The sequence below is a fragment of the Alteromonas gracilis genome, assembly GCF_036870955.2.
GTDB classification, from domain to species: Bacteria; Pseudomonadota; Gammaproteobacteria; order Enterobacterales; family Alteromonadaceae; genus Alteromonas; species Alteromonas gracilis_A.
The window spans coordinates 3,279,466-3,295,087 of sequence record NZ_CP145482.2; the positions used below are offsets into that span (position 1 = coordinate 3,279,466).

7 protein-coding genes and 2 pseudogenes are annotated in these 15,622 nt (G+C 41.7%); all 9 read right to left on the reverse strand.

The annotated features are described in order from the left end of the window. Positions 1-66: 66 nt before the first annotated feature. Positions 67-402: pseudogene (locus V6N89_RS21815) on the reverse strand (FRG domain-containing protein); the annotation flags it as partial. A gap of 155 nt (positions 403-557) precedes the next feature. After that, the gene (locus V6N89_RS15870) at positions 558-1,298 is read right to left on the reverse strand and encodes a hypothetical protein (RefSeq protein WP_338518427.1); all 741 of its coding nucleotides are present in this window, start codon (positions 1,296-1,298) and stop codon (positions 558-560) included. A gap of 536 nt (positions 1,299-1,834) precedes the next feature. Continuing rightward, the gene (locus V6N89_RS15875; protein ID WP_239241494.1) at positions 1,835-2,737 is read right to left on the reverse strand and encodes a hypothetical protein; all 903 of its coding nucleotides are present in this window, start codon (positions 2,735-2,737) and stop codon (positions 1,835-1,837) included. Between the two features lie 29 nt (positions 2,738-2,766). Beyond that, complete coding sequence (locus V6N89_RS15880; RefSeq protein WP_338518430.1) at positions 2,767-6,042, reverse strand: DEAD/DEAH box helicase; 3,276 nt, start codon at positions 6,040-6,042, stop codon at positions 2,767-2,769. A gap of 3 nt (positions 6,043-6,045) precedes the next feature. After that, entirely contained in the window at positions 6,046-7,623 is a 1,578-nt protein-coding gene (locus V6N89_RS15885) for an ATP-binding protein (RefSeq protein ID WP_338518431.1), read from the reverse strand. Next, complete coding sequence (locus tag V6N89_RS15890) at positions 7,613-11,521, reverse strand: N-6 DNA methylase (RefSeq protein ID WP_338518433.1); 3,909 nt, start codon at positions 11,519-11,521, stop codon at positions 7,613-7,615. Before V6N89_RS15890 ends, V6N89_RS15885 begins: the two co-directional genes overlap by 11 nt. Positions 11,522-11,717: 196 nt before the next feature. Further along, the gene (locus V6N89_RS15895) at positions 11,718-12,788 is read right to left on the reverse strand and encodes a DUF6161 domain-containing protein (RefSeq protein ID WP_346992936.1); all 1,071 of its coding nucleotides are present in this window, start codon (positions 12,786-12,788) and stop codon (positions 11,718-11,720) included. A gap of 174 nt (positions 12,789-12,962) precedes the next feature. Beyond that, complete coding sequence (locus V6N89_RS15900) at positions 12,963-14,039, reverse strand: restriction endonuclease subunit S (RefSeq protein WP_338518435.1); 1,077 nt, start codon at positions 14,037-14,039, stop codon at positions 12,963-12,965. Beyond that, a pseudogene (locus tag V6N89_RS21820) lies at positions 14,036-15,607 on the reverse strand (type I restriction-modification system subunit M). Before V6N89_RS21820 ends, V6N89_RS15900 begins: the two are co-directional and overlap by 4 nt. Between the last annotated feature and the right edge of the window lie 15 nt (positions 15,608-15,622).

A 15,622-nucleotide genomic window follows, 5' to 3' on the forward strand; every position in this document is an offset into this window, starting at 1 on the left:
CATAGGCGAATATTTGACAGCGAAATAAAGCGCTACTAAAGCAGAATCAGTCCAATCAAGTAGTCTTGTTGGAATCCCGTAGTGCTGCATGTGACACAGTTTATCGAATTCGGAATTCAGGGACCTAAGAGTATTGTTCTGAGTGGGAAGGTAATTGTTTATTGCAGTCTCGTTTAGATATTTATTCCCTGATTGCTCACGAAAAATAGAAGGAGTGAGGCATTGCTCGCCAAAATCAACTTCACCTCTAAACCATATTCCTAGATTTAACAGGTCTCCATCGAGGAACTTGGTGAACGAGTCATCGTCTTTACCGAGATCTATCCTTTTTCTTATATTTCTTAAAATGTTTAAAACACATTCAATGCTCTCAATGACGCCGTTCAATTCGAGATTCTCCAAATTACGCTATACTTAAAAATTGATTTAGTTATCTTTAACGCCTTTCAATAGCATAGTCTCGTAAAGACATCCTATTTACGGTACGTTTTTTACTGAATAGGCGGACAAACTACCTCAATTTAAAGATACTCTTCTAAGCTACAATCACCAACACACTAAGCACACACACCTTCTTTAGTATATGGTCTTCCGATTAGCTCATTAAATTCCTTGTACCAGTTATGCCAGTCTTTGTTAATAAAACAAGCTTGTACAAAGTACTGCTCCACGCATGATTCACCTGCGCCATTACAAAATGCGAAGTCAGTCAAACACCTCCCATAACTCTTTCCGATGTTTTCATCTCTGGTTTGTATAACTATTAGGTCTTGGTCGTTACGCTTTTTTAAATCACACAAAAAGTCTTTCGCAATTTTGTGATCACTATAGCGACCAATGGTCTTGTATTGTATTCCATTTAAACTTTGGACCCGTTTTTTCGGTTCTTTTGCAAAGTGAGCATAAAGTGGAGCTCGAGCTCTATCTTTTGCTTCAAGATCTGCAACTTTAGCAATAAGCAGTGTATTGGTAGCCTTAAGCGATTCAATAGTTTCGTAGTCAGACTCTGATTCTTTAATTATCGCCTGATTTTGCTCTACTTGGTCCTGATACTTAGTCTCAAGTGCTTCAAAGCGGTCCTGCGTATAGACTTTATCTACTGGCCCAAAGTTAGCTAATGTAAAGTTCCATTGTTTGTCTGAGATCGTTAAATAAACGGATATAACTGCGATGGCGACGAGGATAGAAGAAGCAAACCATGCCGGGGCCACTAGTCCGCTTTGAGAAACTTCAACGTGTGAATGCGCATCACTGGCTTTAGGGTTATCTGATGAATGCTGTGCGTTTTGAGGTGACATTTCCTTTGCTCTACATTTCCTTTACAAAAAGTGTAGCAAAGAAATACATGTCGTCAATCGTTTCTAACAAAGCCAAATTATCTGCATGAATGTCTGTACTATTCTGAAGCAGAGTTTTTTTAATTTGTATGGACTAGATTAAAGCACAACCAAGTTTATGCATTATTCTGATGATTAGAACATCCGGTGTTATGTTCAATGCCCTTCACATCCGCCTGATTTAGCGAAGTTTTCGCTCAACGGCGTCAATGTCGAAATAGGCATCGGGCTCGGTTTCATTTAGTTCCGTCAGTCCGGCCTTACGGGCTTGTCGCGCCGCCACGCTTTCGCCAAAGACCGCCAGACGCTCTGTCTCAAGCATCTCACTGAGTCGCTTGGCGGATGTCAGCCCGATTAATCGCGCCGAATAGAGAAGGCCTTCAGCGCGGTATTTGAGTCAATCATCCGGCATGCCTGCCCACTTACGCTCAAAGCTTTTTTGCAGTTCTGCTTGGCAAAATATAAGGTAGTCTTCTGGATTCATAATGCCCTCACGGTCATTTGAGTAGAAACTCCGCTAGTTTCCTTTTCCAGCTAGGACGTTTTCCGAAAGAAGCATAGCTATTGTCAAAATCCCATTCTTGCCTGATATGAAAAGGAGTCCTCTCTGCGATAACTTGTTGTGCCTTAGCAACACTTGACTCAAGATTGAGTCCATCTAGCCATTTGGTCTTATCATATGTGACCGAGTCAATTGGTAGCTGTATAACTCCGTTTGCCGAGCGATTGATTATGACCCACTCTCCACTTTCCATGAAAATAGAGTTTTTGTCGCCAAAGTGAAGCAAACTACTGCAATAGAGAACATCTGAAACATCAAACTCGTGATAGATCTGAATATCAGACAAATGGCTATATGCGCCGTTTTCGCACGAAAAAGAGTTAAGTGTATCCATTTCGAATTCAATATAATCAAGACCCAATATCTCAGCGCAGTCTCTTATTCCCATGATTGTCTGTGCATAATCGTTATCTGTTGCTGCAATGTGACGAACTAACTTTACTGTTTTCAAGCCAGCTTTTTTCAGCTCAGTTTGAGTATGCGCATAGATCGTCGTCACTTCAGCAACCAACTCATCAATCTTTTGTTCGGTGAGCTGATTTAAGATTGCATTGATAATAGTTTCGTCATTGCATTTAGAACTGAGATAACTTCTATCTTGGCACCAAGGGAGCCTTTTAAAACCTAAAGCAAGCTCAGTTAGATATGCTAATAATTGATAACCGTTGTCCTTGTTGTAACTAAATCCCACAATTGGCTTGTCTACTGACTTTAAACTACCCGCCCCAATGCCGATGCAGTTTGCTAATATCTCGTCCTTGATCTCGTAACGCTGTCTTTTCTGTTCCAAATGAGTGTAGTGGTAACCCCAAATATCAGATTGTTTCGTTAATTCCATAGACTATCTTTATCCTATTTTCTGTGGGGCTATCCAGAACACCAAACTTGTAGCTCTGCCATAGTCGTCTTCTTGATGAATAATTCTGTTGTGCCCAGAAGCTTTAGCATTTCTTCAGTGATTGAAGGTTTAAGGACACCCGGTTGAACTATCGTTACCTGAAACTCAATGGGTGTTGTTCGCGCTCTATTTTTCAGATTTTCAAATGTAGCAATGTTACCTTTTAGAAATCGACTTTGCCCTTTATCTCGCCAAGCTGACTCTCGCTTTTTAACATGCCTATAGACATATGCTAAGCCAACATGTTTCCACCGTACCGAACGTTGAGCTTGTCCACACACTTCATATAAATCATTCAGCCTTCTACCGGGGGTGGCCCCATGAGAGTACTTGCAGTGGTATAGGCTCAATATTATCTTGTCTGGTAAAGATTTAAGAGCGACAAGGTCAGCAGCTTCCCCACTGTCGTCATCATTAATGATGATATCGAAATCATCTTCAATTATTTTCCAAGTCTGATATTGAACAGTATCTGTTTTCTGACTAGCTCCCATCGATTCACTCGTAATATCAACCGTCCACTCGATAGGCGTTAAGTGCTCTGCGTCAAACATACCGATATTGTTTTTCACTTCGACCCAGTAACAGTTGTAGGAAAATGACCCATCGGCGTAGTATATAAATATTGGGTCTTTAACCATTTCTTCGATTAAAGAGACTTCTTCCGAGTTGCCTATTTGTACCTTGATTTCTTCGCCTTCCTTAAGCTCATACTCGAAGCCCTTTAGTAGTTCTCCATCAATGACCAGTTCGTAAACAGTTTTGTTCCTTTCAGACTGAAAAATCAAAAGGGGCCGCTTGTTCGATTCATCCCAATTGACCTTTAGATCCACTTCGTACAAGTATGTAGGTTCATTGCCAAAATGAATCTTTACGCCATCCTCAAACCTTTGCTGGAGCTGTTCCCCCCACTGAATGGATACAGGTTTGAAATTGTGAGGCTTATCAATTCTCGTTGGACGCAAAAAATCGCGGGTGATGTTGGTTTCATCAGCCTCTCCATTAGCTACTTTATCCCATGCATCCTTCACCCAACTGAGCCAATCCGCTACAGTGCCAGCCTGTGGCGACCATACTTTGCCTTTTCTTTCCGAGCATCCCCACAAAACCTTTTCGCCATTTTCATAACCCAGTGCGGCAATATTACTTAGTGTTGATGCAGATCTTTCGACAGCACTTAATCCATCAGTAACGTTAGGGCCAAAGAACTGGGTAAAGCTTATGGCACCATTTTGAGCGGAGCCTAAGTTTGTCACCAGAGGGTATTCAATGTTGTTCAATACATTGAAGATTTGTTTTCCAGACATTACCGAAGCAGTTTCACCACATATTTTTACGACCAACTCTTCTACTCGAAAACGCTTGTAGTCATTGGAATAAACAAAAAGTGCGCTGCGTGTGTTATCCCAATGAGCAATCAGTATCTTGTAGTTAGTATCGTTAATTTCTTTGAAGTGCCCCCATTTTACCGCCGTGCTTTTAACTGCTAATAGCACCAGAATGTTCTCTTTCGTTGATATTGAGTGCCAATATCCATCGAAGGAGAGATCTAATTCTGTAAACCTATCTGGTTGCCAGTTGTCACAGTCGGTTTTAAAAAGCATCGCTGAGTGAGATGGTCTAAGATTCCACAAAGAGAGCTGGTCATGAAGATCGCCTTCACTTTTAAGTGAATCGACAACTTCCTGTAAACGCACTTCACGTTCGATTTGGTTTTCTGACAGACGCCTTAATACAACATCCCAATCAGCGCCTAAGGCATACAGTTTTTGCAAAGCGCCTTCTACACCGGGGTCTGCGATATTGACCACGACTTTAGCCACATCAAGATTCTGCTCTCTAGATACGCGCGTGAAACGACCAATAAACTGCAATGTAATCGCTAAACTCTTATGGTGATCATGAATTGCAGCCACTTTTAAATTGGCAAGATCATAACCTTCACCGAGCATATCGACGCAGACAACTAGTTTAGAAGTCTTAGCTTTAAGAAGATTTAAGCGCCTATTCTGCTCAGTTTTAGATAAATCTGAATGAACCAATATTGGATTTAACTCAGGCGCAAGACGCTGATATAGCTTATACACAAGCTCTGCTCGCGCTTTACTACGAACTCTAGCCATCATAAGGTGGTCATAGCCGTCTTTGAGATCCTCATTCAATAAAACAAGAGCTTTTTTGGCAATTGCCTCGTCCATTTGCTCTTGGAAGTACTCTTCAACAGGCTCTAACTGGACGCTTGTAAAGTATCCAGCTTGCTGTGCCTCACCCATGGTGTAGTTGTATATAATCTTGGCACCAAGGCTCTCTGTATCATTTCTAAAAGGCGTTGCTGTGAATTGCAAAACGCGCTTTCCTTTAAACTGTTCCTTGATTTCATTCCATTTCTTAGCCGATATGTGATGAGCTTCATCAACGAACAGGTAATCGCAACCCTCACAAAGGGTGGTCAGCACATCAGGCTTAGAAAATTTTGAATTGAGAATTTGTGGCGTGGCTATGATGACATTTGAGCTATCTAAAATTTGATTTGCGTCATCTACAGATTTAATGCCCTGCTTAATCTTAGTGACCGCAGGGTATAGCGTATCTTGCTCTATAACGCCCAGCTCTTTCAAGCAGCCAAGCGTCTTAAACTTTTCGCCTATTTGGTCCCTTAGTGAATTAGAAGGAACCAGTACCAAAACTTTACTGCATCTATGATAAATAGTTGTAGAAAGCATGGTTTCCGTCTTCCCGGTGCCTGTTGGCAGAACAACGGTACAAGGTTCAACGTTACTTTTTGAAAACTCAGCCGATATCGCGTGTAAAGCTCCTACCTGAGGTGTTCTAAGACCACGAATTAGTAGTTCTTCGTTTTCTTCTCTGAAACTGAATTTATTAACCCATGATTTTGCTACTTCAGATGGAGAGAGTTTAGGAGTAAATTCCGACGGAGACTTTAACCACGACAGTTTCGTGTCCTTTGAAATAGAATCAAAATCTGATGTTTTTTTTACTTTTAAGATAGGTAAGTCGGGATATTGGCTAGTATCGCATTTATTATTTTTGATGATTAAATAATCGCCGTGATTAGCATCATCAACTACTGTTGCCTTCAATACACCCTTTGTTTCTGTTGGGATAATTGTTACTTCACTTTCTTTTTCGGTGAACAGCAACCTCTCTACCTTGTTGCCCTCAACTTTAATCTCTTGAGACCAAGCCTCCGGTATAAGGATCCTTGCTTTATATGACACATTCATAATTTACAATCCTTGTATTTTTGATATATCAGTTTGCAAAGATGCGACAAGTTCAACGGCTAACAACATTGCAGAATAAACCATCTGCAAATTCATATTTTCACCTTCTTGATGCTGACCAAAGTCTCCGTATGGGTATAACGCATTTAATGCTACGCAAGTCGATCTTGAAACCACCTTAGCAAGCGGATCAGACTGGTCATGCCCTGTCAATACTTTAAGTAGTCTTATCCGCTTGGCTCCCTGCGGAAAGCTTGTCTTAAAGTCTTGCAGATCTCTGCCTTCACCTTGGTGTCTCCAGATATCAAAATGCCCATCAGGTATGGACTTTCCACCAAACTCGACATTCCAAATAATATCGAAACACTGGTCAATTATTCCTCTTATTCCGCTCAAACAGACGTCCGGGTGATTTGGTAAGTCCTCTAAGCTTCGCTGTAAGTACCTGCTTAAAGTTGGATCGATATCTCTTATCTGCTCAATTCTTTTCGCTATGACACCGTTAAAGTTCTGAGTGAAGGAATCCGGCATCTTGAAAAGCCTATCTATAGCGCTACTTTCATTTTCCAAGGTTGATAGATACATTTTTACCAGATGACTTGGCTTGACTAGTCTGTTATTACTCTTTCTGGCGAAACCTTTCTCTGTAATACTGATCTCATCGTTTTGACATACTCTGTCAACTTGATTTTCTTCAACTAAGAGACGCACAGTATCTTGAGTGGAAGGCGAGCAATCATTCCAAAGATCCGCAATACAATTCTGATTAGATTCGAATGATTTAGTTACTGCGTCCTGCACCTCTGAATGTGATATGGCGCCTTGTCCTTGCCTATCCAAAAGATGATTCAACACTTCAAACAAAAGAACAGGATTGCCATTTGTACTGCTAAACAGCTCGGTCAAAGCGCCCTTATCAAATTCCACTTGGCAATGATTGGTCAATATTTCTGAAATTTCATTTTCATCAAAGCAGTTTATACGTATCGGTGTAGACAAAAATATGTTCCAAAAATCACTGGTTTGAGCATCAGGATTTCTTATTAATTCTCTTAATGTCTTTCTGCTAGCAGTTATCAATGTAAGTGACTTGTTTTGTGCCAGCTCTCGTAGTTGATCCCACAAATTTCTGGTCAATTTGTCACTTGATAGGGCCTTGTCGAATCCATCAAAAATGACGAGGATTTTTGTTTCGTCATTGAGAAGCTCTAAAACTTCAGCAATATCTTGTTGAAAGGTGCCTCTTGATTCTCTCAAGTGCGAAGCATAATCGGGAAATTTATCGCAAATTGCATCTGCTAGGTTTTTAGCGAATTGACTTAGGAATTCCTTGTCTTCGCATGGTGTACCGTGCCCAAGATCCCACAATAGCACCGATGAATATACAGAATTACCCTCATGGATAATGATGTCCTTCAGCCTATTCAAAAGTACCGTTTTACCAGCGAATCTAGGGCCTACAACTTGTATATGATCGGGAACCGTTTTGGTAATTGCTGATAATATTTCGTCTAATAAACTGGAGCGTCCGACTAGTTCAATGTTTCCAGTTCCTAGAATGGGGAATCGTCTAGTAATCATTAGTAGGTCCCTCTGCGTTCGTTGCGTTCTTAAATATCACTTCATTGTCTTGATGGTGACTTATCCATTTAGCCATCAACGGCACCTCCAAGGTGTAATGGCCTGAACCCAACTCTCCACAAAACTTTACAAGTTCTAACTCCCTCAGGTATGCGATATCTGTATCAAGTTCATCATCAGAGATCCTAATTCCTCTCTGCGTAAGTTCCTCTTGTAACATCCCATAAGTACATAATGTTTGATTGTCAAAGTTACATGCCAATGTATATAACAAGCAGAGTCGTCTGTATCCACCTGAGACTGGACCAAGCTTTGCGTAATCCCATAAGCTAGCAAAATGTTCATCAGCCTTGACCAATTCATCGGCGATTAAAAGTACGTCACTGGTCTTTATGGAATGAATTGTGTTTCGAGCGGCATAATCAAAAATGCGGTTGCAAACCTTTTGAATTAGGTAGGGTTGCTTAGCCGTCAAGTCCAAAATCAAGTCTATAGCTTCATTCGAATAAGCGATGTAGTCTTTGACAGGCTCGATTACAACCTTAACTGCATTTTCTCTGTCCAATGCTGAAACAGTAAGATTAGTGCCAAGCCCATATAATGCCGACCAATACTCTTCTCTGAGCCTTTTAAGTCTTCTAGACCCCGTCAAAATCGCAGAAAACTTTGGATAGTTTTGAATTAAATACCTAATATTCTCCGGGAGTTGAGGAGAGGTGACGCCATTATCGATACCTTCCTGTAATTTATCGAATTCATCCAACATCAGAACTATGCCCAAACGTTTTTGTTCCAATAAGGTGAGCAGAACTTCTAAATAGTCCCGAAAATCAATAAACGGAGAGTCCTCACTAATCCCTGCTTTACAAGACCTAGCAATCCCCAACGGCGTTTTTCCAGCTATAATTACTTTACCATCTGGAAGAGGGACATCTAATCGCAGTTTAGTTAATGCAGATGCTATTGAACGTGCCATTTCTCTGAAAACTTCTGCTGTTGGAACGCCAACTTTGTCCGATGCGCCTTCTGCACCTTGCAAGCTCGAATATACCGCCAACCAGTTGGGTATAGTTTCACTACCTTCAAGATGCTTTAAGATAGATGTCTTACCCGCTCTCCTATTGCCCTCTAATAAAATGACGTTGCCATTATCTTCTACTTGTCGAACAATTTGTTTCAACAGGCTATCCCTACCGTAAAAGACCAACGCACCGTTGTCTGGCTCCAGAGGGCTTCCTGTAACATATGGATTGCTAGCTGTTGCCAAGCTTTTGAACTTAGTACCATCAGAAGTGAGTTTTATTGCTATTTCGGAGCTGCCATCAACTTGCTTTCCTGCAAGCGTTTCAGCTCTCCATGTAACCTTAAAACTAATACTGTCGCTGTCTGGGGTCCGGCAAGAAAGCGGCACATCCATTTCACCATGGTCTGCTAAGTAGTAATTTTCATCAGAACCATAATCAGGGGAAGTTTCCACAACTACATTTTTCAATGGAAGAAAACTTTGGTTTTCTACCGTGACTGTAAACTCGACATCTGAGTCGCTTTGCAATTCCGCGATCGACGTTTTGACAAGTACTGCGACATGGCTCAGGATCTTGTCTATAGTTCTTTCGATTCTCGCTTTGAGCTTACCGAATACAAGCACAACCCGCTCTTCCTGATTGTAGTTTCCGGGGGTCGAATTAATTAACCCAAATATCTGCTCACCTGCGTCTTGTAGCATATTCAGAAGGACAGGCCCCGGTGGAATTTTATGGATGTCCTTCAACAACCGAAGTATTTTCAATACTCGCGGATACCAATCTTTTTTCTGGGACTGAAGTTCTTCTATAGCCTCCTTTACGTTAAGTGCCTTCGAAGCGATTTCGCTTACAGAATACGCCGACTTTTCAACAGTAAGGTCGTTACCAACCAACTGATCGACAGCAAGCTCCATTGTGTCTATAAGGTTTTCAATATCGCTGCGTCGAGACTGCTGACTACTTTCTTTTAAAAAGGTAATGACGTCTGTGCCTTGTTGACGAAATTGCGCAACTGCTCGTTTTTGCATTTCTAAAGAAGGAAGCAAAATCGGCAGAGACTTGATCACGTCCACATTTATATGCTGCTGGACCGCTCCTCTTTTGCGACTATCAAGCCAGTCCTGACAAAAAGATGTAGCCAAGTAATAGAGCAGATATTCAGGTAAGGCTTTGGCTTGATTAACTCTGAGAACGAAAAAGTTGCTACCTGCGAAGAACCTTTCTGACTTTTTATCAATGAGAGCAAGTTTTCCAATTGTGCCCGTTTTGGATAGTAAGATACTGTTTTTAGTCAATTGGTGTTTTAAATGGGTAATTGCTAATTCATCCGATAACCATTTCGTTGGTTGACCGACTCTATAGTTCGCCACATCTCGAATACGTATATACCCAAACGGGGTTTCAGTATCCAAAAGGTCTATAGCTCTAATTGTTCTCCCTGTGTTTATTTGAGCCACCTTCGGTAAGTTTTCCACCTTTACTTCGTCACCGATAAGCTGACTTATGTCTTTTAAAAGAGATGTAAGGGCATCGTCTAATACTCGATGTGGAGTTAGATCCCAATTATTTGATGCAATTTCTTCATAAGAAACATCCCAGAAAGCTCTTGTTGACACTCCAGTTCCCGGAATTCCTTCTTTCATACCAGAAGGAAGAGGTCTCGCCTCAGGTAGCTTGTCGCAAAACATCCTGTCAACGATTTCGTTCAGTATAACAGCGGGTAAGAACTGAGATGGCCTGCTTCGCGATGACTCAATATAAGTTGTGAGGTCAGCGAAACGCACCTTCCGAGTTTTTCTTCCTTTGTTTAACAGTAACAATGCGCCACGTATACCTGAGTCTTGAACTAAAACTCTGGGAGGAACTCTCACTATTCCTTGAATGTAACCGTGTTCAACTAAAAAGCGCCTTAGCTCAACTTGAGCTTTATTTTGGCCAAATAAAATACCCTCAGGAACAGCAATGACCGCTCGTCCATTGTTTTTAAGAGAAAGAAGTGCCTGCTGAATAAACATTCCCGAAATGTCATTAGTAATCACTGGGAAGTTTCGCTCATAGGCCATTTGTCTGTAGTCGTTTCTCTTTACACCCGCTGGAGGTTGGGCGAGTACGACATCAAACTGCTTTTGATGAACAGAATTGTAAACGTCAAGAAAACCGCTCTTACGAGTTAGATGGAAGTTATTGGCTCCTGATAGTAGTAACCTTACTGTTGAAATAAGAAGAGCTTCTTCTGATAAGTCATATCCGATGAAAGAAGTGTCATAGAAAAAGTCACTATTGGCAGATTCAATTGTCTTCTGGGCTTCAATAAGAAAGCCCCCCTCACCAACACAAGGGTCTAAAACTTCTTCTCCACTTTTGGGAGCAGCGAAGGCAACTACTAGTTGAGAAAGAAGTTTACTAGATGAAAATTGTGATGTTTGAGGTGATTTGGTTTCATTGAGAAGTACTTCAAATAGCCGCGAACAGTCTTTTCTTCCACCCGGTAAAAGCCCGCCCCAGTTTTTAAACCAAAAAAGAGCTTCCATTACTACTCTTTTATCTTTAAAAAGTTGGTGTTTGGACGAAACTTCGACTTCCCTTAACGCTTGAATGTTTAATCCATACTTTAAAGAATGCAGGCAGTCTTCGATGACTCGCTCAATATTATTAATACTAATTTCGGAAGAGAACAAAAGGTTAAGCTTGCCTACCAGATTTAGACTTTCTTCGTCATTACTATATTCAGCGAAGCCTTCCACCTCGTCACGCATGAACCTCAAAAGAAAAAGACAGACGAACAAGTGTCGAACGATTTCTCTGTTAACACCAAACGTATGAACACGTGTCATAACTGCTTTAACCGAACTTATTATTTCTCTGTCTTCCAAAATTCAAATCTCTCTTAATATTCTTTTATGAGCGTTGCATATCATGTACCAGATCCAATGAAACAAATTTCCCATTTATTATCATGCACTTAAATTCACCCGCAAAGTAGTTTAAATAAATTAAATTACTATTATGTAATTTTTATTACCATCAGTATTAAGCATTATTTACTTATAAAGCAAAATGTAATGCTCATTACTGTTTTGGGGAGAGACGATTTATTAAATCTACCAGTTGCGTCGGCCCCTGATCATTCTTAACCATGTCGGTAGTGCTGGGTCTGAAAAGTGTTTGGAGGATAAGTTGTCGGTCTTCTTCCTTCGGCCCTTGTCCTTTTCTTGTTAACGCCAGATAGGTGTGGATCATAGTCCGTCGTTCTTGCGCATCCGTCGCGAGATGCAGGTGTGACATAAAGATATTGGCGAGAATCTTTATTGCCCATAATCCAAACGTCGTCAACGCGGCCGCAGTTACCAGCTTACTGACTGCAACTTCTTTAATCGGCTTGTCTAAGCCATATAAGGCAAAAACAATGATTGTGGCCAACACGACCACAGTCGTAATTCCCAACGCCCATGCAAACCCTTTTGCTTTACTTTCGTGGCTATCGTGTTGGAGTCCCCAATACTTGACCGATGCATGTAAAGCCAATTTGTCATCATAGGTTTTGGTTAAGTTATCCAGCTCGCTTGAGGCTTCGACCAACGCATCATCATATTGCTTTTTGAAATCAGCTTGATGATCTGTAAGCTCTTGCAATTGGGTTTCCGTCTGCTGCTGCCAGTCTTCTATTAACGATTCAGCTTTTTTATTAAGGCGTGATGCTTCGTCAATCTGTAACTGATAGTCCGACGCCCATGAATCATGTTGCTCAGTAAATTCGTTATCCCATCTTTGTCTAAGCTCCTGAAGGCTTTCTCCTTCATCAGCGACACGTTCTTGATTTCCCTCGAAATAGGCATCGGCTTCTTGAATTGCCTTATACATTTCGCGATCCAATGGCGACACGTTCGAGTCAAGCGCTACTGCTAGGACTGCCAATCCTAAGACTGCGTCTTTTTGAGCTTGGCGTTGTAAGAAATCGTTAAAAGGCGCTTCGTCAGTAAAGAGCTGTTTCTTATCTAAAAAATCCTCAAAGCTTTTAGTAAACTGCTCTGCACGGGTATTGTAATTATCAACGTCGTTATGAAAACGCTTTAAGCCCTGCGTCACTTGTTGTTGCAGACTGTTCCAACTCTGATCAAACGAATTAAATAACTGATGCATTTGGTAACGCTGACTATGCTGCGTATGAAAGGCATATAGCTGGCGCTGGTGATGAATCCAAGCCAATAACTTATCAGGATCATCAAACCACTTGGTCCCATTTTCTGTTTTAATGGTAATGCGTTTTAATTTTTTTCTTCGGGTTGCTCCGACATATCTTACATCCTTGTAGAGTTACAGCTCTCCTGCAAAGGCTTTTTGGCTTAACGATTGGAAAATAGGCTGCCTCTCAACCTCGCCATATTTATCTAAAAGTCTATCGATTTGCTCGATTACACAATCAAATTTTCTTTGCAACTCTAAAGGTGGAATAGGCATTGAAATTTGCAAGAGGTCCACTTTAGTTAGACTTGGAATAGTCACTGCTTTATTAAGCTTTTCAAAATCAAAAAACTTACAGAACCAGAATAAAAAATTGTGACTCAATTTACTTCTAACTGGCTCAAGACCAAACGCAGTGTCAACATTCCAAAATTTCTTCTTCATTAAAATTGGGTTATGGATGTTTCCTTTTCTCCCGATAATTACTGAATTTTCTTCAGTCAACCAATTATCAGCATAGGACATAATCCCACCACTACCACAAATGGGAAATTTTCCCTCTGGATGCTCAACGGCTTTTTGGTTTTTGCCATTAACAATTTTTAGTACATCTCTCCAATACTCAACATCCCACCCCTTCGGATTTATCACCGGATCACCAAACATATCTAAAAACACGCTTTTGAGAAAATCATCGGCGAGTTGGGTAGCTTGCTGGCGTTTGCGGCGGATGGCGTCGGCTTTGTCCAAAATCGCCGCAATGCGTTTTTGCTCGTCGAGTGAGGGGAGTAATATTGGGTAACTTTTTAAAGCATCCATATCAATTCCACTTTGTCCTGCTGTTCTCTGTGACAAACCATCAATCAAGCGGAACAATTTTTCTTGTTTCAGAAAGAAATAAAGATAATCACGGTCAACCTTCTCACTTGGCTGAGCCTTCATCAAGGCAACATTGTAAGCTCCTTCTAACCCCCTCAAAATCTGGAAAACAGGCGGACCATACCTGCCAATCATGACGTCATCTTTTGAACAAAATTTCTTGGTTGAATCAATGGGAATGTAAGTTAAGTTTTCGTCAGATTTATAATCCCTAATCTGTAGTAAGCGGACATAACCGTCTTCTAACTCATACTTAAACGTTGATTTTGGTGGCTGAGAACCACCAATGAAGGTAACAACAGAACCTAGTTCTACTTCTCGCCAGCTCACAGCATTCCCTCCAGTGCCTTCAGGTCTGCCATAATGCCTTCTTCCAGTTTGACCAGCTTATCAAGAATGACCTTGGGTTCTTCGTACTCTTCCGCCTCGTACACCGTTTCTTTGTAGCGATTAATGGAAAGATCATATTTGTTCGACGCAATCTCATCCTTGGTCACCCAAAACGCTTTCTGGGTTTTGTCATTCTGTTCGGTGCCTAAGCAATAGCTTTATCACGTGATTTATATTTGGCGACCATATCCGGCAGGTCATTGTCTTTAATGGGCGTGCGCTTATCATCCAAGCTGAAGCCATCGGCCTGCACGTCGTAAAACCACACGTGGTCGGTTGAGCCACCTTTGGTGAAAATAATGATAGCGGTAGATACACCCGCATAAGGTTTAAATACACCACTAGGCAGTGAAATCACGGCTTCCAGCTGATTGTTCTCCACCAGCATTTTGCGTAGTTGCTGGTGCGCTTTGGAAGATCCAAACAAAACGCCATCAGGCACAATGGTCGCGCTTTGCCCACCAATGCGAAGCATGCGTTCAATCAATGCTACAAACAGCAGTTCGGTTTTCTTGGTTTTGACTTTGCGCAGTACATTGGGGCACACGTCTTCTTCGTCCAAGCTCCCTTTGAACGGGGGGTTGGCTAAGATAATGTCAAATCCTTCTTTAGCCTCACGAGGAAACTTCTCGCTGAAACTTTGGCTTAGCGTGTCTTGGTAGTGAATATCCGGCTCTTTAATGCCATGCATGACCAAGTTCATCGCCGCAACACGTAGCATGGTGGCGTCAAAGTCAAAACCGTGGAACATATCGGTGTCGATAAAGGCTCTGTCATCGGCCTCCAGCAAATCACCGGAATACAGTACGTTTTCGACCGGGTTACCATTCGCATCCAGAAGCGGTTTACCGCTCTCATCAAATAACGGCTCACGCTCAATGCCTTCTGGCGAGGTATATTTCTCTAGCAAATATTCGTAAGACACCGTTAAAAACCCGCCCGTGCTAGGTGCTGGGGTCGCACACTCGACTGGTTTTATTCATGTCGACCATTTCTACCATCGTACGGATAATGTGACGCGGCGTTCTAAACTGGCCATTGATACCGGCGGTGGTTAACTTGCTCAGCAAGTATTCATAAAGGTCGCCTTTGGTATCCGAGTTTTCCAGTGGCAAGTCATTGATTAGTTCGACCGCTTTCACCAACAAGCTTTGTTTTTGGATCATCAGTTGCGCGTCTTTCATAAACTCACTGAATAGAGCGCCTTTGCCTGAAGTCTCAGCAAAATAAGGAAAAAGCTCATCCCGTACTGTCTTGTAAAGCTCTTCAGCCCCCAAGTGCCGCAAATTCTGCCAGCGCAAATGCTGCTGCTCATCGCTGAATCGGCGATTAAACGGTTTACCGGTGCGAGCGCTGCGCTTTTCGTCAGACTGCTCCGCCATATCTAACATGCGTGCGTACATCAAAAAGGTGACCTGCTCAATCACTGTGAGTGGATTGGTGATCCCGTCGGTCCAAAACTCTGTCCAGAGTTTGTCTATTTTGCTTTTTAACTGTCCTGTTATCATTCTTTTCTCTTTACT

Bases quoted from the DNA above. Each gene is read 5' to 3' on its own strand.
- V6N89_RS15875 (WP_239241494.1), bottom strand. From the start codon at position 2,737: ATGGAATTAACGAAACAATCTGATATTTGGGGTTACCACTACACTCAT.
- V6N89_RS15880 (WP_338518430.1), bottom strand. From the start codon at position 6,042: ATGAATGTGTCATATAAAGCAAGGATCCTTATACCGGAGGCTTGGTCT.
- V6N89_RS15870 (WP_338518427.1), bottom strand. From the start codon at position 1,298: ATGTCACCTCAAAACGCACAGCATTCATCAGATAACCCTAAAGCCAGT.
- V6N89_RS15895 (WP_346992936.1), bottom strand. From the start codon at position 12,788: ATGCATCAGTTATTTAATTCGTTTGATCAGAGTTGGAACAGTCTGCAA.
- V6N89_RS15885 (WP_338518431.1), bottom strand. From the start codon at position 7,623: ATGATTACTAGACGATTCCCCATTCTAGGAACTGGAAACATTGAACTA.